The sequence below is a fragment of the Chamaesiphon minutus PCC 6605 genome (assembly GCF_000317145.1).
GTDB classification, from domain to species: Bacteria; Cyanobacteriota; Cyanobacteriia; order Cyanobacteriales; family Chamaesiphonaceae; genus Chamaesiphon; species Chamaesiphon minutus.
In genome coordinates, this window is sequence record NC_019697.1 from 2,745,580 (window position 1) to 2,765,866 (window position 20,287).

At 46.1% G+C, this 20,287-nt stretch carries 19 protein-coding genes; 15 read left to right on the forward strand and 4 right to left on the reverse strand.

Features of this window, described 5'->3' with window-relative positions; genetic code table 11:
• The first annotated feature begins 271 nt into the window (after nt 1-271).
• Entirely contained in the window at nt 272-2,257 is a 1,986-nt protein-coding gene (locus tag CHA6605_RS12675) for a vWA domain-containing protein (RefSeq protein ID WP_157259976.1), read from the forward strand.
• A gap of 122 nt (nt 2,258-2,379) precedes the next feature.
• Here CHA6605_RS12675 and CHA6605_RS12680 read toward each other — a convergent pair whose 3' ends face one another.
• Nucleotides 2,380-3,084 carry a diacylglycerol/polyprenol kinase family protein gene (locus tag CHA6605_RS12680; protein ID WP_015159838.1) on the reverse strand — a complete coding sequence of 235 codons (705 nt, stop codon included), beginning with the start codon at nt 3,082-3,084 and terminating at the stop codon, nt 2,380-2,382.
• A 113-nt stretch (nt 3,085-3,197) separates the two neighbouring features.
• Here CHA6605_RS12680 and yidD point away from each other — a divergent pair, with 113 nt between their 5' ends.
• On the forward strand, nt 3,198-3,422 hold the full coding sequence (yidD, locus tag CHA6605_RS12685; RefSeq protein WP_015159839.1) for a membrane protein insertion efficiency factor YidD: 225 nt from the start codon (nt 3,198-3,200) through the stop codon (nt 3,420-3,422).
• 18 nt (nt 3,423-3,440) lie between these two features.
• Here yidD and CHA6605_RS12690 read toward each other — a convergent pair whose 3' ends face one another.
• The gene (locus CHA6605_RS12690; RefSeq protein WP_015159840.1) at nt 3,441-3,965 is read right to left on the reverse strand and encodes a YqhA family protein; all 525 of its coding nucleotides are present in this window, start codon (nt 3,963-3,965) and stop codon (nt 3,441-3,443) included.
• Between the two features lie 298 nt (nt 3,966-4,263).
• Here CHA6605_RS12690 and CHA6605_RS12695 point away from each other — a divergent pair, with 298 nt between their 5' ends.
• The 6 genes from CHA6605_RS12695 to CHA6605_RS12720 all read left to right on the forward strand — a co-directional run bounded on the left by CHA6605_RS12695 (nt 4,264) and on the right by CHA6605_RS12720 (nt 10,069).
• Nucleotides 4,264-4,968 carry a M15 family metallopeptidase gene (locus tag CHA6605_RS12695; protein WP_015159841.1) on the forward strand — a complete coding sequence of 235 codons (705 nt, stop codon included), beginning with the start codon at nt 4,264-4,266 and terminating at the stop codon, nt 4,966-4,968.
• Nucleotides 4,969-5,115: 147 nt separating this feature from the next.
• The gene (locus tag CHA6605_RS12700; RefSeq protein WP_015159842.1) at nt 5,116-5,484 is read left to right on the forward strand and encodes a DUF3110 domain-containing protein; all 369 of its coding nucleotides are present in this window, start codon (nt 5,116-5,118) and stop codon (nt 5,482-5,484) included.
• A 51-nt stretch (nt 5,485-5,535) separates the two neighbouring features.
• On the forward strand, nt 5,536-6,924 hold the full coding sequence (locus CHA6605_RS12705) for a 3' terminal RNA ribose 2'-O-methyltransferase Hen1 (RefSeq protein ID WP_015159843.1): 1,389 nt from the start codon (nt 5,536-5,538) through the stop codon (nt 6,922-6,924).
• 359 nt (nt 6,925-7,283) lie between these two features.
• A complete protein-coding gene (locus CHA6605_RS12710) occupies nt 7,284-7,811 on the forward strand; it encodes a GrpB family protein (RefSeq protein ID WP_015159845.1) in 528 nt (175 codons plus the stop codon).
• A gap of 105 nt (nt 7,812-7,916) precedes the next feature.
• Nucleotides 7,917-8,615 carry a COP23 domain-containing protein gene (locus tag CHA6605_RS12715; RefSeq protein WP_015159846.1) on the forward strand — a complete coding sequence of 233 codons (699 nt, stop codon included), beginning with the start codon at nt 7,917-7,919 and terminating at the stop codon, nt 8,613-8,615.
• A gap of 290 nt (nt 8,616-8,905) precedes the next feature.
• Nucleotides 8,906-10,069 (forward strand): GuaB3 family IMP dehydrogenase-related protein, encoded by a 1,164-nt coding sequence (locus CHA6605_RS12720; protein WP_015159847.1) that lies wholly within the window; start codon nt 8,906-8,908, stop codon nt 10,067-10,069.
• 525 nt (nt 10,070-10,594) lie between these two features.
• Here CHA6605_RS12720 and rplY read toward each other — a convergent pair.
• Together rplY and CHA6605_RS12730 are read right to left on the reverse strand one after the other, a co-directional pair.
• Nucleotides 10,595-10,891, reverse strand: a complete 297-nt coding sequence (rplY, locus tag CHA6605_RS12725) for a 50S ribosomal protein L25 (protein WP_015159848.1) — start codon at nt 10,889-10,891, stop codon at nt 10,595-10,597.
• Nucleotides 10,892-10,981: 90 nt separating this feature from the next.
• Entirely contained in the window at nt 10,982-12,310 is a 1,329-nt protein-coding gene (locus CHA6605_RS12730; protein ID WP_015159849.1) for an adenylosuccinate synthase, read from the reverse strand.
• 343 nt (nt 12,311-12,653) lie between these two features.
• On the opposite strand from CHA6605_RS12730, the gene miaB reads away from it, so the two are divergent.
• The 7 genes from miaB (at nt 12,654) to pstB (ending at nt 20,119) form a co-directional block, all read left to right on the forward strand.
• A complete protein-coding gene (gene miaB, locus CHA6605_RS12735) occupies nt 12,654-14,006 on the forward strand; it encodes a tRNA (N6-isopentenyl adenosine(37)-C2)-methylthiotransferase MiaB (RefSeq protein ID WP_015159850.1) in 1,353 nt (450 codons plus the stop codon).
• Nucleotides 14,007-14,116: 110 nt separating this feature from the next.
• On the forward strand, nt 14,117-14,689 hold the full coding sequence (locus tag CHA6605_RS12740) for a Uma2 family endonuclease (protein WP_015159851.1): 573 nt from the start codon (nt 14,117-14,119) through the stop codon (nt 14,687-14,689).
• 237 nt (nt 14,690-14,926) lie between these two features.
• Nucleotides 14,927-16,042 carry a calcium/proton exchanger gene (cax, locus tag CHA6605_RS12745; RefSeq protein ID WP_041549263.1) on the forward strand — a complete coding sequence of 372 codons (1,116 nt, stop codon included), beginning with the start codon at nt 14,927-14,929 and terminating at the stop codon, nt 16,040-16,042.
• A gap of 303 nt (nt 16,043-16,345) precedes the next feature.
• Complete coding sequence (gene pstS, locus CHA6605_RS12750) at nt 16,346-17,371, forward strand: phosphate ABC transporter substrate-binding protein PstS (protein ID WP_015159853.1); 1,026 nt, start codon at nt 16,346-16,348, stop codon at nt 17,369-17,371.
• Nucleotides 17,372-17,384: 13 nt separating this feature from the next.
• Nucleotides 17,385-18,365 (forward strand): phosphate ABC transporter permease subunit PstC, encoded by a 981-nt coding sequence (pstC, locus tag CHA6605_RS12755; RefSeq protein WP_015159854.1) that lies wholly within the window; start codon nt 17,385-17,387, stop codon nt 18,363-18,365.
• Between the two features lie 2 nt (nt 18,366-18,367).
• On the forward strand, nt 18,368-19,279 hold the full coding sequence (pstA, locus tag CHA6605_RS12760) for a phosphate ABC transporter permease PstA (RefSeq protein ID WP_015159855.1): 912 nt from the start codon (nt 18,368-18,370) through the stop codon (nt 19,277-19,279).
• 36 nt (nt 19,280-19,315) lie between these two features.
• A complete protein-coding gene (gene pstB / locus CHA6605_RS12765) occupies nt 19,316-20,119 on the forward strand; it encodes a phosphate ABC transporter ATP-binding protein PstB (protein WP_015159856.1) in 804 nt (267 codons plus the stop codon).
• Nucleotides 20,120-20,287 lie beyond the last annotated feature (168 nt).

A 20,287-nucleotide genomic window follows, 5' to 3' on the forward strand; every position in this document is an offset into this window, starting at 1 on the left:
AGTCTTTGGTTGCTGGTGCTGGGAGAACCCGGATCTGGGGGTGCCGACCCCCAGACCCCCCGTTGAGGGGCGGGACGCGTCTTGACCGAAACGCACGCTGAGGAGACCTCAGCGCGATTTCGGTCGCCGCCCCTCAAACTCCCCTGCGTATGTAGGTTGTCTGTCTTAGTTTAATCTGGGTCGGTTTGACTTAGTTGCTACGGGGTAGGGTTGGACTAGTGCTTTGTTAAATGGGTTGAGCACGAAGCCCTCCCCTACACATAGATCTGTATTGGTTTCCATCTTCTCCGTTCCGCGCTGTGCGCTCCCCACTCTCCCCACTCTCCCCCTCTCCCCCTCTCCCACTCTCCCCCTCTCCCCACTCCCCGCTCCCCGCTACCTGCTCCCCGCTCCCCGCTCCCAACTCCCAACTCCCAACCCCACGATGAGTGCAAAACGTCCGCCACAACAGAACCTTGCTGCAATTCAGGATGGATTGGGAATCTTGCACAACCATCCGATTTTTGCGTTTATCGATCGTTTTGCGAGTACGACGATGGGACAGAATTTCGATCGCGATGGGTATGCGCGGATTTTGGTGAAGAATGGTTACGATAAAGAGCCGATGATGTCGATCGAGTTGAATCCTTGGCAGCGGGCGAGTGGGGGTGAATGGGCGTATGCGATCGCGCAGTGTCATTTACATATTGCTTTCAATCATGTCGATCCGGTGCGGGTGGATGAGGGGTGGCGGTTGGCTTGCGAACTGATTGTGGTAGATTGGCTCAAGCAAATCGCGGTGGGCGAACCGATTCATTCGCTAGGGTTGCCGCTACCCGCCCAAAATCTGGCAGATCTGGCGGAGTTATTGGGGCGCGATTTGGTGGCTGCACGGGCGAAGTATGGCAATCTCAGCACTGCTGGTAGCGAACCCAGTTGGAGCATCGCTCCAGAGGTGCAACCTTTTACCGCCGCATTCCGGCAAAAACATAGTGATGCGTTTGCTAATGGCATTCGGAATGCGGTAATTAAGGCGGTGGAAACTGCGGGCGATCGATCGCGCCAGACGACGCGCAATGCTAATTCGCTGGCGGAAAGAGCGCGGCGGTGGTTTGTGGCAAATTATCCGCTGTTGGCGTCTTTGGCGGCGACGTTTGAGATTGTTGAGGATGCAGATTTATGTCAGCAGATGGATATCTCTTTAGCTGCTGTGAATACCGAAATTCAGCGGATTTATATCAATCCTAAGTTTCCCTGGACTTATCCGCAGCTTCAGTTTGTGGTGGCGCACGAGTTGCTGCATGTGGGTTTGCGCCATGAGGAACGGCAACAGGGACGCGATCGATTTTTGTGGAATATTGCTTGCGATTATGTGATTAATGCTTGGCTGGTGGAAATGGGGATCGGGGAGCTTCCCACGCCATCTTTAATGCTGGATCTGGGTTTGGGTTTCGAGCATGAATCGGCGGAGGCTTTGTACGATCGGATTGTCAAAGATCTGCGCCTGATGCGCCGTTTGAAGAAGGAGCGCACTTTGCGGGGGACTGGGAAAAGCGATCTGCTCTCAGAGCGTCCTCCTTCGTGGTGGACGGGTGCTGGTTGCGATTTGGATACTTTTTATCGTCGCGCGCTGGCAGATGGGTTAGATTTGCAAATGGCGCAGGTTAAGCGCGGTTTTTTGCCTGGGGATCTGGTGGAGGAAATTAAGTCGATTTCGCAACCGCCGATTCCGTGGGATGTCAAGCTGGGACAATGGTTGGATAATTATTTTCCACCGATTGCGGCGCGGCGGAGTTTTGCGCGGGCTAGTCGCCGTCAATCATCGACTCCCGATATTCCGCGTGCTGTTTATATCAAACCGTTGGAGCTAATGGCGGCGCGGACTTTTGGGGTGGTTCTAGATACTTCTGGCTCGATGGATAGTGGCACGTTGGCGAGGGGGTTGGGTGCGATCGCTAGTTATGCTTTGAGTCGAGAGGTACCGCAGGTGCGAGTCATCCAATGCGATGCGGGGATTCACGATATGGGTTATGTGGAGCCAGAACGCTTGCTGGAAACGGTGGAGGTTAAAGGTAGAGGCGGTACGGTATTGATGCCTGCGATCGCGCGATTAGAGGCGGCTGAGAATTTCCCCAAGGATGCGCCGATTTTAGTTATTACCGATGGTGAGTGCGATTCACTCACTATCCGCCGCGCTCATGCATTCTTGTTGCCAGTAGGCGGACGATTGCCTTTCGATACCCGCGCGCCGCTCTTTCATTTCGATCGATCTGAATAATAGTCTGTTCGTTTTTTGGATCTGTAGGGGTGGGTTTATGCAATTTAATGTCGATATTACTGTTCGACATCGGACAAAACCCACCCTCCACCACCAGGATCTAAAAAGATCTCAAATGCGTTCTATAAATGAGAGGAACCAGCTAGAAATCGATCGACTAAAAATGCCAAACCCGCACTACTTAGAGGTACAGTCAGATTATCTAGACCCCATTGCGCGATCGATTCGACACCTGTAGCTACAATTGCCACCGGGATTCCGACTACCCAGGTTTGCCAAGTATTACCATGGACTGTTAGTAGTACCAGTGACACGATCGCATAACTCACTATTAGCATTGTCAATGTTCCTTCCCAGCTTTTAGTATTGCCTAAGATCGTATAGGGATGTTTGCCAAATCTTTGGCCGATAATTGCTGCTAAACCGTCACCCCAAGCCATAATTAGAATGCCAATTACACCAAAGTAAGGCAGATCCAAAGTCCAAAATACGGCTGTAACAATGCCAATACTCACAGCATAAAAAAATGTTCCCAAACTCTTGCGTCCGACACTATTTACACCGGGTAAAATAGGTAAGCGATAAGAAATTAAGGTAATTATCGCCGCTAAAATTCCAGAAGTTATGCCCACCCAAGCAGGTAGATCGAGCAACCACGCCAGTATAATTACATTACCCGTACCGATATGCACGACTTTACGAACTTGTTCGGGTGCGGTATCTGTATAGCGATGCAAGAGTTCGGCAGTTAGCACGATCGAGCCAACATATACTGGAACTGTGGCAATACGCCACCAAAGATTGGAATCTGCAAAAAGTGTGGGCATATCGCTCGGTTGACAGTTGACAAGGGCTAGCGATCGCCAGCGTCCTTCTAGATTAGCCCAGACCAGACTGCCATTTGCAGAAATTAACCGCTTTCCCCCATCAATCCGCTCTGATGAAGACTAGTTTAGTTCGATCGATCCGCATTTATCGGCGATTTATCTCACCTCTATTTCCCCCTAGCTGTCGCTTTACTCCCACTTGCTCGCAATACGCAATCGAGGCGATCGATCGTTTCGGCGCGCTGCGCGGTAGCTATCTAGCCACAATGCGAATTTGTCGCTGTCACCCCTTCCATCCCGGCGGCTACGATCCAGTTCCAGAGGTTCTAGATAAATAATGTCAAACTACTTACTCGCTAACTTTCGTGGCTCGATCGCAGTAAATAACCGCTAGCTGATATCAATAGAATTGCAACCGCCAAATATAGTATGTCTGTCACCGATTTAACATCGATCTCCATCACCCGCTTGAAAAAACTCACAACGAGAACTACTACAATAACTTTAAGAATTTTGTCTTTGAGCTGATCGAGCGATCTCACTTCTAGGATATTTAACTCATCAGACTCTCGCGCTACATCAATTTTTGAGATAAATAATTCGTACACCCCAAAGCTAAAAATCATCAGAACGATGCCGATGAGATAAAGGTCGATCCCACCGATAACTCCACTCATAATTTTATTGACAGCATCGCTGGAGAGCTTGTTACCGATAAAAATATTTTGATATTCTCCTAACACCGTCAAGATTTCCAGACTACCTAAGATAAATAAAGAGAAAACGCTAATGATTCCGAAAATGACTGGGACGATTGCCAAAAATCTAACCGTCCACAATGAGGTTTCGACAATGTGTTCTAATTTCTCTTTCGGAGTCATGGTTTAATTTTGAGATGATAAGTAGTCTACCGACCACGATTGGGAATAAATGAGCAACTTCTGGGCGACTGCTCCCGCATCAGCGTAACAGTTAGCACTAAATCTCGCGCTCTACCAGATGGGGTAACTATCTGTTTCCAGCTTAGTTAGCTACTCTAGAGATATCTCGATCGTCGATCGACTAACTTTCATCAGTTGTCCACTTATTATCCTGTTTTGTCACATTAAAAAGGCTAGCACTGCCCACCCGACAGAGCCACAGAGCTAGAATCTAAAGTCTAACGCCTAATGCCTAATCATGAAACCTTACCGCCAAGTCCCCATTCAAGAATGTCACGAACCATTAGTCGCAATTCCTTTAGAATTATTTGCGATCGAAACACCGCATCCATATCTAAAATGTGGGGCAGATTATCAGGGTCGATCGCCTTATTATCTCCGACAAGGGGTACTCGATCGAGTTATTCAAGCCCAAATCGGATTGCAGCAAATACATCCCGGTTGGCAAATCCAAATTTTTGATGCTTATCGTCCGGTGGAGGTACAGCAGTATATGGTGGATTATACTTTCAATCAAACAGTGGCGCAGCGAAAGTTAGATTTAGCAGAACTTTCTAATGTGCAGATCGATCGCATTTGGCAGGATGTATATACAATTTGGGCGATTCCTAGCTTCGATCTCAAGACACCCCCACCACACAGCACCGGAGCGGCGATCGATATTACCCTCGTCGATGAGCGTGGTAATCTAGTAGATATGGGTTCCCCAATCGATGAAATGTCCGATCGATCGCGTCCCGAATATTTTGCTAACTGTCAAGATCCAGTCGATCGACAATATCACCATCACCGCCAACTCTTATGTCAAATTATGACTGATGTGGGATTTGCGCGTCATCCAGACGAATGGTGGCATTTTTCGATCGGCGATCAGCTTTGGGCGTGGTTGCGCGATCGCGATCGCTCTGAGTCAAAGACCTTAGCTTACTATGGTAGGGCATGATAGACGTTCGATCTAACCGCAATTGGTGCTGGCGGTGAATCGATCGTCGCGATCCCCGATACCCCATTCCAGCTTATGATGGGATAAGCTAGAGATTATTCAGTGAATAGTCGTAGACTAAGTAACAAATAACAAACCACAAATTCCATGAGTGTTTTTGTCTTATTATTTAATGCGCGAACTGATAACGAGGGGATCTATTCAACTCAGGTTGGCGAGCGTAATGTCATTTTAATGTTCGAGCAAGAGGATGATGCCGTGCGTTATGCCGATCAGTTGGAAGCGGAAGATTTCCCTAAGCCGACAGTCGAAGGCATCGATCCTGAAGAAATTGAAGAATTTTGTCAAGATTCCGACTATGACTGCATCCTGGTAACTGCGGAAATGTTGGTAACGCCACCTTCTCAGCATATTGAAGAGACAGATTGGCAACCAGAAGGGCGCAAGCAATCTCAACCAGAAGATGACGAAATCGATCTCGATGCCATGCGCCAGCGTCTAGAGCGACTACTGTAGCAGGTTCGAGACTACATTAGAGATAGATTCGGCTAGACAAGAATTATTGCCATGCTCCTCACTATTTCTACTACTCATCAACCTGCTACAGATTTGGGATATTTGTTATTCAAACATCCCGATAAATGTCAGGAATTTAATCTCTCCTTTGGTACCGCGCGAGTCTTTTATCCCGAAGCTAGCGATACTAAATGTACTGCGGCGTTGGTATTGGACATCAATCCGGTAGATCTCGCCAGAGGTAAGGCTGGAGCCAAAAGGCAGACATTAGAAGCATATGTCAGCGATCGACCCTATGCCGCATCATCTTTCTTAAGTGTGGCAATTTCTCAAGTGTTTCGCACGGCGATGACGGGTAGGTGCGAACAAAAGCAGGCTGTCGCCGATACGCCGATTCCCCTGGTTGTCAAGATTCCCGTGCTACCCAGTCGGGGGCGAGAAGGCTTTTTACGGGGCTTATTCGAGCCGTTAGGTTACGATGTTAGCGTGCGCCGATTGGCACTCGATGAAACGTTTCCTGATTGGGGTAACAGTTCGTATTTTGATGTGGAGCTAAGTCATACGATTAAGCTCTGCGATTTGCTCAGTCATCTCCATGTGATGATTCCCGTTTTGGATGATGACAAGCACTATTATGTCAACGAAGATGAGATCGAAAAGCTCCTCCGTCATGGCGAAGGCTGGTTGAGCACTCATCCGCTCAAAGAGGAAATTACCAGCCGCTATCTCAAACGTCAGCGCGGTTTAACTCGCGATGCTTTGGCGCAGATTGCAGTTGAGGAAGTAATTGAAGAAACATCAGATCTAGAAACGCAAGAAGAAATCATCGAAAAGCCGATTAGTCTCAATCAGCAACGGATGGAAACTGTCGTTGCAGCTTTGAAAGCTAACGGCGTTCAAAAAATTGTCGATTTGGGATGCGGTGAAGGAAAGCTGCTCAAATTATTACTTAAAGAGCCAACTTTCCAAGAAATTTTGGGAATGGATGTCACTTATAAGTCTTTAGAATTTGCCCAAGAACGAGTTCTCGACAAATTACCCACGCATCAAAAAGGCAGGCTGCAATTAATTCAAGGTTCTCTCAATTATCGCGATGCTAGAATTACAGGTTACGACGCAGCGACAGTTATCGAAGTTATCGAACACATGGAACTCGATCGATTGATAGCTTTCGAGCGGGTACTATTTGAATTTGCTAAACCAAAAATTGCGATCGTGACGACGCCAAATGTCGAATATAATGTCAAATTTGAGAATCTCCCCACAGGCAAGTTACGCCATCCCGATCATCGCTTTGAATGGACAAGGGTCGAATTTAAAACTTGGGCGCAATCGGTTGGCGACCGTTATAAATATAGCTTGGAATTTAGCTCGATCGGAGATGTAGATCCTGTGGTAGGTTCGCCAACTCAAATGGCAATGTTTATAGCTACAGTTTAGAGGATAGATGTTGTGAGCAAACAACAATCTGCTACAGATCGGCTTGTCGATTCATTTTTGTTATGTACGCTACCCAAAAATGAATGGACTCATCACGCCCACCTTAGAGGATGTCTGAAAAGTCTAATTGCTTCGTTTGCAGTGGGTAAATCCCCCTGTCTTGTCGCACACAAACGGGAGGGAACCTCCCGTTCGATGCGACTCTTAGTCCCCCTTAAAAAGGGGGACTAAGAGTCGGTTCCCCCCTTTTTAAGGGGGGCTAGGGGGGATTTTCTAGGGTTTAAGCTTAACGGAATTGAGTTTTCAGACATCCTCTAAGTGGTGGCAAGAGGTGTCATCGTGTATGCAAATCTTGAGCTATGACTAGGAAAGTAGAAGTCGTTCCACACGATCGCAATTGGCAGAGTGCATTTGCAGATGAAGCACAACAATTATCGATCGCCTTTGGCGATAATGCGATCTCGATCCATCATATCGGTAGTACGTCAATTGAGACTATTTATGCCAAACCGATAATCGATATCCTAGTTGAAGTCGAAGATATTCATCAAGTTGACGATCGAAATCCAGAGATCGAATCATTAGGATATACTGCAATGGGCGAATTTGGCATAGCGGGTCGCCGTTTTTTTCGGAAAGATCGTAGTGAGGGAATTAGAACGCATCATATTCATACATTTGAAGTTGGTTCTGCTCAAATCGATCGTCATTTAGCCTTTCGAGATTACCTGCGCGCTCATCCTGAAGATGCAAGTAAATATAGCGAACTTAAGCAACAACTAGCCCGACAACATCCAACTGATATTCAGGCATATATGGAGGGGAAGCATGACTTCATTCAAGCGATCGATAGGTTTGCATTAGAGTGGCAAAATCGCGAACTCTAGGATAGTGATTACCGAAAGTATCGGGTGGAACTTTCTCGATCGATCTACTGTCCTAATCTAACAAGATACACCTGTTAAATCCTCACCCAGTGTGAAATCAAACCTATGAAAATATCCCTCAAAATTTGGAGCTGGGCCATCTTAGGTGCTGTATTGACAGCAAGTAGTGCTGGGGCGCAATATGGCCCGCCTACGCCGCAGACAAGCGTGCCATCGGGTGGAAATCAGACTCGCTTTAGATGTGAATCGGTGAATAATCAGTCTACCGTCACTTATTATCCGATCGATCGTCCTGGCGATCGCTATCCTTGGGCAGTTCCCAGCACGATGGGTAATAATTGGAATGCCAGCAAACGCTGTACCGAAATCTCGCGGAGATTGGAAGAATATCGTCGCGATGGACTCAAAGAACTACGGACTGAGTTCAAAAATAACTACGATACCGTCTGCGTCACTACCGAACGCAATGACGAGTGTCGGATTGTCTTTACCGTACCCAAAGGACAAGACGCCATCTCTACTAGAGATTCAGTTTTTCGGAACTTAACCATGGCCGATAGCGGTCAAAGAACTACAGGTGTAAGTACCTTTGCCGATGGTGGCAACAGTGGATTTGGTGATATTTTAGGCGTGTTGGGTGGTAATAATTCCACTTCACTACCAACCCAAAATCGCGATAGTATCGATCTGCGTCCGTTCCTATCGACTACAGATGGCGGTACTGCTACACAACTCCGCTCGCCAACGGCTAGTCAACAGTCAACTAACGATGCCAAAAAACTCAATCCAGAGCGGTTTCGCTAGGCGTTAGGTTTTAGGTTTTAGTAATTGGCGTAAATTTATGAGGGCACCCACAAGGGGCACCCCTACACCATTAATTTGTAGGGGTGCCCCTGTCTTGACGCCAACAACCTCCAGGTCGATGCGTCGCTTGTGGGTACCCGACTATCTACACTCGCACTAATATATTTGTGCTAACACAATCTGTGAGTATACTCATATTTACCGAAAAAACTGTAAAAAAGTAAACAAATGTTGCAGTCTATTTGTTAGGCTTACTTAAAGACGTTTTTTGGAAGAAGGTCGGAGCGATCGTGGATATTCAAATTGGGAAAGGGAAAACAGCTCGGAGAGCATACGGCTTTGATGAAATAGCCTTAGTGCCTAGCGGCAAAACACTAGATCCCAGTTTGGCAGATACTAGCTGGCAAATTGGTGGCGTCAAGCGCGATATTCCGATTATTGCTAGCGCAATGGATGGGGTAGTTGACGTGCGCATGGCGATTGAGTTATCAAAACTCGGCGCGCTCGGCGTACTCAATTTAGAGGGGCTTCAAACTCGGTATGAAGATCCCAATCCCATTCTCGATCGAATTGCGGCTATTGGGAATGATGGTTTTGTGACCCTGATGCAGGAACTCTATGCCGAACCCATCAAACCAGAATTGATCGAACGCCGCATTGCGGAAATTAAAGCTGGCGGTGGGATTGCCGCAGTAAGTGCGACTCCTGCGGGAGCGGCGAGATTTGGCGATGCGGTGGCTAAAGCAGGCGCGAATCTGTTCTTCATTCAAGCGACTGTCGTCTCGACAGAATTTTTGGCTCCAGATGGCATTCAACCGCTCAATCTGGCTAAATTTTGTGCAGAAATGCCAATGCCTGTAGTACTGGGCAACTGCGTTACTTATGACATTACGCTCGAATTGATGCAAGCAGGGGCAGCCGCTGTCCTCGTCGGTATCGGCCCTGGAGCGGCTTGTACCTCGCGTGGGGTGTTGGGTGTCGGCATACCTCAAGCAACTGCCGTAGCGGACTGTGCAGCGGCCAGAGATGAGTTCTTCAAGCAGACGGGTAAGTACATTCCTGTGATAGCTGATGGCGGATTGGTAACTGGTGGCGATATCTGTAAATGTATCGCCTGTGGTGCCGATGGTGTGATGATTGGTTCGCCGTTCGCGCGCGCGGCAGAAGCTCCCGGACGCGGTTTTCACTGGGGTATGGCCACTCCTAGCCCAGTTCTACCCAGAGGTACGCGGATTAAAGTCGGTACGACTGGCTCCCTCGAGCAGATTCTCAGAGGGCCAGCTAAATTAGACGACGGTACTCACAACCTCCTGGGTGCATTACAAACTAGTATGGGTACTCTTGGTGCAAAAACCATTAAGGAAATGCAGCAAGTAGAAGTCGTGATCGCGCCTTCGCTCTTAACTGAAGGTAAAGTATATCAGAAAGCTCAACAGCTAGGTATGGGTAAATAACTGGCCTTTTTGAGGTAGGTTTGGACAATTGGTAGGTGAGGAATCAAAACGAGCTGTAGCAATGAGAATTCAGGTTGTAGCTGTAATAAATATTTACCTGTAAATACTATCGAAATTCAGCCGATCTGAGCCAGATCTTCCTCCCCGATTTTTGGTGGTGCTGTTACAATTAAGATCGACGGAAGCTGATGTTTCCGTTCACTCCTCACACCACATCCCGCCTGAGACACTTAACCGTGTCTTGGGCGGTTCCTTTTTAGGTATTAGGTTTTAAGTTTTAGAAATTAGAAAGTAGGGTCGGCAGTCCCCACCATCTGGACTTCAGATTTAGTACATATAATAAAAAAGGACAATCGATTCGATCGTCCTTTTTTATTGCGAAATTCGGGTCAGCAATAGAATAGTAAGTATGTCGGTACAATTAATTATCAGAACAATTAATTATCAGATTTATAATGTCTGAAACCTAAATGGTGGGAACTCCCCACCCTACAGTTAAAACTACTAAGACCTAAAGCCTAAAACCTAATTCTGAACTGCGTGAAAGCTTAAGTGATACGGAAAATTTTTCCAAGGATGGGTTTGAATTTCCTTAATTACAGTCGTACCTTTCCAGGATAATTCGGGGATACTGACTTCCACTGGAGTTTTGTTAATTCTGGCTTTTTTAATTAAATTCTCAACGCTCTTGGCATCGAGAGTCAGCAGTAGAGATTTGTCGCCGTCGTGTCCGTAAAGATTGACAGGGATGTGTCCGCTCCGGCGTAAGGCATTAGGTTTGGTACCAGCGGCGCGTTGTTTCAATTCGACTGAGATTTCCATAGTTTTTAGTTGTAGTAATTTGGTTAAATGTTCGCGATAAATCGAATCTAAAACTTCAGATTAATTAAAGTTTAGATTCGATTTATCGGTTTAGACGGGAGTCCCATCAGCCGATAATAGTCCCCGTTTGGGGCCGTGAATCGGGTCTTCGACGATGATGGTTTGGTCGCGGCTGGGGCCAAGCGACACGATCGAAATCGGTACTTCCATTAGGTCAGCTAAGAACTTAAGATAGTCTAATGCTGCTTTGGGAAGGTCTTCAAGCGATCGACAGTCGGCGGTATTCTGCTTCCAACCGGGGAGGGTTTTGTAGATGGGGACGCATTTAGCGAAATCTCGTCCGGAGTTAGGGAAATCTGTAGTGCGTTCGCCATTAATTTCGTAAGCAACACAGACTTGAATCTCGTCAAATTCGTCCAAAACATCCAGCTTGGTGATGGCCATACAGTCCATACCATTGATCCGCACGGCATACCGACCGATCACGCCATCAAACCAGCCACAGCGACGTTTGCGGCCAGTTGTGGTGCCAAATTCGGCACCGCGCTCGCCTAACATATCGCCGCTAGCATCTTCTAGTTCGGTGGGGAATGGGCCTTCGCCGACGCGAGTAGTATAAGCTTTGGCGACACCAATGACTCGATCGATCGTCGTCGGGCCAATGCCAGTACCGATACAAGCTCCACCCGCGATCGGGTTGGATGATGTAACATAAGGGTAGGTACCATGATCGAGATCGAGCAGCGTCCCTTGGGCACCTTCAAATAAAATATTGCGACGACGGCGTACCGCCTCGTATATTTCCACTGAGGTATTGACTACATGTGGGCGCAACCGTTCGGCATAGCCCAAATATTCGGTCGCTACCTGTTCTGGATCGAGCGGTGGCAAGTTATATAGCTTTTCGAGGATCTCATTTTTTTGAACGATCGTCCAGGCAACCTGTTCGCGGAATGATTCGGCATCCATCAAATCTTGTACCCGAATGCCAACTCGGTCGGACTTATCCATATAAGTCGGCCCGATGCCGCGTCCGGTCGTACCAATTTTGTGAGTGCCCCTGACTTCTTCCGATGCCAGATCGATCGATCGATGATATGGCATCGTTACATGCGCTGTCTGGGAAATCAAGAGCTTGTCAGTAGGGATATTTAGCGCGACAAGTCGATCCAGTTCTTCGATCAATACTTTGGGGTCAATGACTGTCCCACAGCCAATGATACATTTAGTTTCGGGATATAGAATCCCCGAAGGAATTAAGTGCAGTTTAAAGGTTTGACCTTTTACGACTACAGTGTGACCAGCGTTGACACCCCCTTGGTAACGCACGACCACATCTGCTGACTTACTTAATAAGTCAGTGATTTTTCCTTTTCCTTCATCGCCCCATTGGGCACCAATTACGACTACGTTAGCCAAGGGTTATTGCTTGTCTATCTGAATAAAGTTAACACAATCTACAATCCTACCATGGACATCAGTGTATGTCAAAAGAAGATGTTTCTCGCTCTGACAAACGCCATACATCAGATCGATTATAATATACTGTCACCAGCGATCGAAATGTGCCCAACCTGACAATCCACAACAACGACTGGGATTCACATGATTAGCATGATTAACATGATTTAGGTTGTTGGTACTATTTACAAACCCCATCAGGATTGAAGGATTGACAGGATTAGATTGTCGGTACTATCTACACGTCCACTCATCCACCCATCCGCTCATCCACCCATCCACCCATTCACCCTGTTCTACCATGACTCCGATCGATCGTAGCTATCACATCACCACCTTTGGCTGTCAGATGAATAAGGCTGATTCCGAGCGGATGGGTGGGATACTAGAAGATATGGGATTTCAATGGTCGGACGACCCATTTACAGCAGATCTCGTTCTCTATAATACTTGTACGATCCGCGATTTAGCCGAACAGAAAGTTTATTCCTACTTGGGCAAACAAACCCGCCGCAAAAAAGATAATCCCGACTTGGTGTTGATTATGGCTGGCTGCGTTGCCCAGCAAGAAGGAGAAGCCCTTTTGCGCCGCATCCCCGAACTAGATTTGATTATGGGGCCACAACACGCCAATCGGCTCGAAGACCTATTACAGCAGGTATTTAGCGGTGCTCAGGTCGTCGCTACCGAGCCGATCCATATTATCGAAGATATTACCAAACCGCGTCGCGATAGTAGCGTCACAGCGTGGGTAAATGTTATCTATGGTTGCAACGAACGCTGCACTTATTGCGTGGTGCCTAACGTGCGGGGTGTCGAGCAGTCGCGCACGCCAGAAGCAATTCGGGCAGAAATTAAAGAATTAGCGCGTCAGGGATATAAGGAAGTAACCTTGCTGGGTCAAAATATCGATGCTTACGGACGCGATTTACCCGGCTCTACTGTCGAAGGTCGCCATTCACATACACTCACTGACTTACTCTACTATATTCACGATATTGAAGGGATCGAACGGATTCGGTTTGCAACCAGTCATCCGCGTTATTTTACCGAGCGATTGATTAAAGCTTGTACCGAATTGCCCAAGGTGTGCGAACATTTTCACGTACCATTTCAGTCGGGCGATAACGATATTCTCAAGGCAATGTCGCGGGGTTATACGCATGAAAAATATCGGCGAATTGTCGATACGATTCGTAAGTATATGCCCGATGCGTCGATTAGTGCCGATGCGATCGTCGGATTTCCGGGCGAAACAGAGGAACAATTCGAGCGGACGTTAGAATTAATTGCCGATGTCGGTTTCGATATGGTAAACACGGCGGCTTATTCACCGCGTCCGAATACACCTGCGGCATTGTGGGCTAATCAATTAAGTGAAGAGATCAAACTCGACAGGTTGCAGCGGATCAATCATCTGGTTTCCCAAACGGCGATCGAGCGATCTGGGCGGTATTTCGATCGGGTAGAATCGGTGTTAGTGGAAGAACGCAATGCTAAAAATACCGACCAAGTTTTGGGCAGGACTAGAGGCAATCGGTTGACGTTTTTTAATGGCGATATTGAAGAATTGCGCGGTAAAGTCGTCCCTGTCAAAATTACAGAAGCGCGGGCATTTAGTCTCACTGGCGATAGGGTGACGAAGATAGAATGATTTTACTAAATTTAAATAGCGATCGAGACATTAAGTAACAAGGCATTCATCATCGACCGATCGAATCTAGTATCATTAGGTCGATCCTAAATATATATAGGTGAGAAGCTATGACTGTTGCAACTAAATTTATGAGTCTTGAGGAGTACCTCAACTATGATGATGGTACGGATAACCTCTACGAACTTGTGAATGGAAAATTAATTCCTATGCCCCCAGAAAGCGATCGAAATCAGCAAGTATCTATTTCTTTGTTAGCTTACTTTTTACAAATAGGACTACCGCCACAATTATTAAGAATTCAAGTTGCAATCGCTGTCACTGGTGGCAGAGCGACGGCAAGAATACCAGATCTGACAGTTCTTTCTGAAGATTTAGCACTGGAATTAAGAGAAACTAATCGATCGACAATTTTAGCAGATATGCCACCACCTACGTTGGTTGTTGAAGTAGTAAGTCCCAACCAAGATAAACGAGATTATCGCTATAAAAGGTCGGAATATGCCGCCAGACAAATTCCTGAATATTGGATTGTCGATCCGATCTTAGCTAAGGTGACAATCTTAGAATTGGTCGAAGGATTGTATGAAGAAAAAGTTTATACGGGCGAAGAAGTTATCGAATCGCCGCAATTCGATCGATTCAAATTAACTGCCCAACAGATTTTAACTGGTATTATGTAACCAAGGATTTGCGATCGATAAAAGGCGAACGAGATAATTTTAGTTCCAAACGATCGACAACTGCTGAGAGTTTAAAGTTGTTGTAAGCCATATTGTCTAGGCCCGAACTCGAAAATCAGAACAAATATACCATGTCGATCGAGCCAGCCTGGGAGTTTGGCAAGCATGAGAATAGAAGTTGGTGACTTGCAGAATTCGGGTACCCTAGAGAAACAGTGTATCGATCCAACCACATTCATGCTGAATCTCCAGAATATTTTGTCCGTTTTCCTGATATTTATCCCAGTGTCGATCGCGGGACACTTTCTACATTGGAGCGATCCAGTTGTATTTATCACTTCTGCGCTGGCAATTATCCCCTTGGCGGCATGGATGGGCACCGCGACCGAAGAAATCGCTGTGGTGATGGGGCCAGCCTTGGGTGGGCTGTTAAATGCCACTTTTGGCAATGCTACCGAATTAATTATCGCCCTCGTCGCGCTCAATGCTGGCTTGATTGATGTTGTCAAAGCAAGTATTACTGGCTCGATTATCGGTAACTTGTTATTGGTAATGGGCTTTTCGATGTTGCTCGGTGGTTTGAAATACAAAGAACAGACATTTCAACCGATCGTGGCGAGAGTGAATGCCTCTAGTATGAATCTAGCTGTGATTGCGATGTTATTACCGACTGCGGTAGATTATACATCTACTGGGATCAGTACAGATGCGATTCAGAAACTCTCGATCGCGGTATCGATCGTGTTAATTGGCGTATATGGTTTGACGTTATTATTTTCAATGAAAACTCACACTTATTTATACGACATCGATGCCGATATGGACTTAGAAGAACTCGCTGACTCAAATCTAGACGGCGAGACCGAACATGGAGACGTCAATTTACCGTTGTGGATTACGGTGCTGTTAGGCTGTACGTTATTAGTTGCTGTCGAGTCGGAATTTCTGGTTTCGACGCTAGAAGTTGCGACCGAACAGTTAGGTTTGACGGCATTATTTACTGGGGTAATTTTAGTGCCGATCGTGGGTAATGCTGCCGAACATGCGACGGCGGTAACAGTTGCGATGAAAGATAAAATGGATTTATCTGTATCTGTTGCACTGGGTTCGAGTTTGCAAATTGCCCTATTTGTTGCGCCAGTATTAGTATTAGCAGGATATATTATGGGTAAACCGATGAACCTAAACTTCAATCCGTTTGAATTGGTAGCTGTCGGTGTTTCGGTATTAATCGCCAACTCGATTAGTTCCGACGGTCGATCGAATTGGCTCGAAGGTTCTCTACTATTAGCGGCTTATGTGGTATTGGGTTTTGCTTTCTATTTCCATCCCGTAATTGACGGGATCGGTTAATTGAAACTAGCATAATCTGGAGATCGCCGCATCCGGTCTGTAGCTTTTTGCTATCTCAAAAACCGAGCGGCAAATATAGCCTACAAATCCCCCTGCTCCTAACTGTTAACATAATTATAATTACTATATAAAGTAATCTTATAGAATCCTTAAACAAGTGTTAACCTAAACATAATCGATATATAAGTGTGGTTGCGCTAAGATGCTGCTGGTATCAAAAAAGTTAACATAAGCATCACTGCTATCGTCAAAACTTAAAATTTTGAAATCACTCTCTTTGCAATCAACTTGACAAATATAGGTATGTTATCCAAAAATTTCGGTCGCTTTACCACTCTCACCGCAGTAGCAGTAGCATTTTTCGGGACTCAATTTGCAGCGGTGGCGCAACAAGTGACTCTTAGTGGTGCCGGAGCGACTTTTCCTCAACCTTTGTATGAGAGATATACTCGGGAGATGCGGAAGGCTCACCCAGATATAAAGGTTAACTATCAAGCAATCGGTAGTGGTGGTGGAATCAAACAAACGATCGCTGGCACAGTAGACTTTGGCGCGAGCGATGCCGCGATGACCGATAGCCAAATGTCACAGGTCAAAGGTGGGGTATTGTTGATACCGACTGCGGGCGGGCCTGTGTCTGTAGCGTACAATCTTCCTGTCAAAGGTCTCAAACTATCTAACAAAGCGTTAAGCGGAATTTTCTTAGGCAAAATTACGACTTGGAACGACCCCCAAATCGCGCAAGACAACAAAGGTCTTAGCCTCCCCAATACCGCGCTTAAGCCTGTCGTCAGAGCTGATGGTAGCGGTACTGCCTTCATTTTCACCAATCACGTCAGCGCAATTAGCCCAGAATTTAAGTCAGCAGTTGGTGCTAGCACAGAACCCAAATGGTCGTCAGGCTTTTTGAAAGGTAAAGGAAATCCTGGCGTCTCTGCTTTAGTTAAGCAAACTCCTGGCGCAATTGGCTTCATGGAGTATAGCTTTGCGCTCAGAAATGGACTCAACTCGGCTGCCGTTCAAAATGGTAGCGGCAGGTATGTAGCTCCATCACTAAAAGCTGCCAATCAAGCACTAGCCGATGTCCAATTTCCAGCAAATTTTCGCGCATTTGATGTCAATTCCAATCAAGGCTACCCCATTGTCGGCCTAACATGGTTGTTGATTCCTAAAAATCAAAAAACTCCAGCTAAAGCTCAAGCCATCAAGACAATGGTCAGATGGATGCTGACCAGCGGACAGCAATTTAACGACGATCTCGGTTACACTTCCATTCCGAGCAGTGTTGCTGCTCGCGCGATCGAAGCTGTCGAATCCGGCGTGAAATAATCTAAATTTAACAATGTCTTCCCCACAACACCTATCTGCGCCTGTGCCTACCGAAAGTATCTTAGGTAGGCGCAATCGACCGCCTAAAACCGATCTAGCCGATCGATTATTCCGCTATCTGATGTATGCAGCTAGCGGGATATCGGCGGCTATTCTCTTTCTGATGGTCTGGACGATCCTCAAACATTCATTCCCAGCAGTACAGCAGTTTGGGGTGGGTTTCTTGGTAAGTCAGGAATGGAATGTCACTGATAATAAATTTGGTGCCCTTCCGTTGATTTACGGTACGCTGGGCAGTAGCACGATCTCGCTGATCCTCGCCGTACCGATCGGGTTGTCAGTAGCACTCGTAACGAGTGAAGATCTCCTCCCACAACGGTTGCGAACTTTTATTGCTTTCACGATCGAATTAATTGCGGCTATTCCCAGCGTCATTTTTGGCTTATGGGGATTCTACACCTTCATTCCACTGCTGTTACCATTCCAACAATTTCTCCATGCCAAGTTGGGTTTTATTCCCTGGTTTGGCAAAGAACCTACTGGCTCTGGATTGATGACTGCTGGCATTTTATTGGGCATCATGATTTTGCCGACGATGGCTGCTGTCAGTCGCGAAGTCCTCTTGGTGGTGCCTACTTATTTACGTACTGGCTCCATGGCATTGGGTGCGACACGCTGGGAAACAATTTTTAAAGTTGTTTTACCCAAAGCTTTTTCAGGAATTATCGGTGCGGTAATGTTGGCATTAGGCCGCGCTCTGGGCGAGACGATGGCGGTGACGATGGTCATCGGTAATGCCGAAAACATCAGTTCTTCACTATTTGAACCAGCTAACTCAATTCCCGCTATTTTAGCAACTAAGTTCGCTGAAGCTGATGGTATGCATTCTGCCGCGCTGACTTATTTAGTATTGATTTTATTTGCAATTACTCTGGGTGTAAATGTTGGCGCGATCGGGTTAGTGAGATTGGTCGAACGTAAAGGGAAATCTTAATTATGAACGAGTCACCAAGAACTACTAATTTAACGACACCTTTATCTCCAGCTCGAAGTTTATTCGATCGGGGGATGACGGTATTAGCGTTTTGCTTAACTATAGTCGGGATACTGCCACTAATCTCCGTATTGTGGAATATTATCGTCAAAGGATTTCCGGGTTTGACAGCCACCATGTTTACCAAAGAAATCATCGATGATGGATTTGCTAACGCCATTGTCGGTACTCTGACCATGGTGGGAATTGCCTCGCTGTTGAGCATTCCGATCGGGATTGCAACTGGCATCTATCTATCCGAATACACACCCCATAGTAAGCTCAATCGGACGATTAGATTTTTGACAACAATTTTGACTGGCGTGCCCTCGATCGTGGTCGGGATTTTTACCTATGATGTCATCGTTTTAACTACCAAACAATTAGATGCGCCATTCTTTTTTGGTCGCCAACTATTTGATTTTAATTTTAGTTATAGCGCAGTTGCGGGGGGCATTGCTTTAGCAATCATCATGCTACCAATTATTGCACTGACAACTGAGGAAGTACTCAAGTTAGTCCCGATTACATTCCGATTGGCGTCCTCTGGACTAGGTGGTAATAAGTTTCAAACTATTACCCGGATCGTTTTACCTACCGCACTACCAGCAATTTCCACTGGGGTATTATTGGCGATCGCTCGTGCCTGCGGCGAGACAGCTCCATTGTTATTTACTGCTTTGTACGCTCAATATTGGGCCGAAAATCTTCTGAGTCCTACGGCTTCGTTACCAGTATTGATTTTTAATTTATACAACGATCCCGACCCAGTCAAAAATCAATTGGTTTGGACGGCATCTTTATTCTTATTAGGAATAGTTTTAGCAATCAATCTGCCAACAAGACTATTATCTAATCGAGGTAAACAAGGCTAATAGGCAGTAACTTACAAAATTATATATTTATTTTTTATGAAAGAAGCATATCCGAAATCAAATCAATTGGAAACAGCAATTCAAGTTAATAATCTCAGCTTCTTCTATGGCGTGGTAAGAGCATTAGAAAGCATCAACATGACTATTTTTGAAAATCATGTGACTGCTATTATCGGGCCTTCCGGCTGCGGTAAGTCTACTTTTATTAAAGCACTCAATCGGATCGGCGAGCTAGAAGGCAAAGTTAAAACTGAAGGCGAAGTTCAGCTCTACGGCCAAAATATATATCACCCTCAAGTCAACCTCAATCAATTACGCAGACAAGTGGGAATGGTGTTTCAAAAGCCAAATCCTTTCCCAATGAGTATTTATGAAAATGTGGCTTATGGCGTCAAAATTGGGGAAGAAAAAGTTCAGCGAGGAGATCTAGACAGTATTGTCGAATCCTCATTAAAAGGTGCCGCAATCTGGAATGAAGTCAAAGATAAACTGCATAAATCGGCATTGGGATTGTCGGGAGGACAGCAGCAAAGATTGTGTATCGCTCGCGCTCTAGCCGTCAAACCAAAAGTATTGCTGATGGACGAACCTTGCTCGGCACTAGATCCAATCGCGACGACAAAAATCGAAGATCTGATGCACAGCTTACGCAACGAGCTGACGATCGCGATCGTCACCCACAATATGCAACAAGCAGCAAGAATTTCTGACTATACAGCCTTTTTTAGTACCGATGAGAGTCGGATCGGACGGATGGTAGAATTTGGCGAAACCAAGCAAATTTTCTCATCTCCAGTCGATAGTCGTACCAATGATTATGTATCGGGTCGATTTGGCTAGTTAGGTTTTAGGCTTTAGGTTTTAGGTTTTAGGTTTTAGGCTTTAGGGAACATGAGCAACACAGAGCTTCCCCTAACACCTACGCCTAACGCATAACTGCTAAACTACGTAAATATCCCCGATTTCTTTCAGAAGTCGGGGATATGATATTAATGATATCTTCTCGAT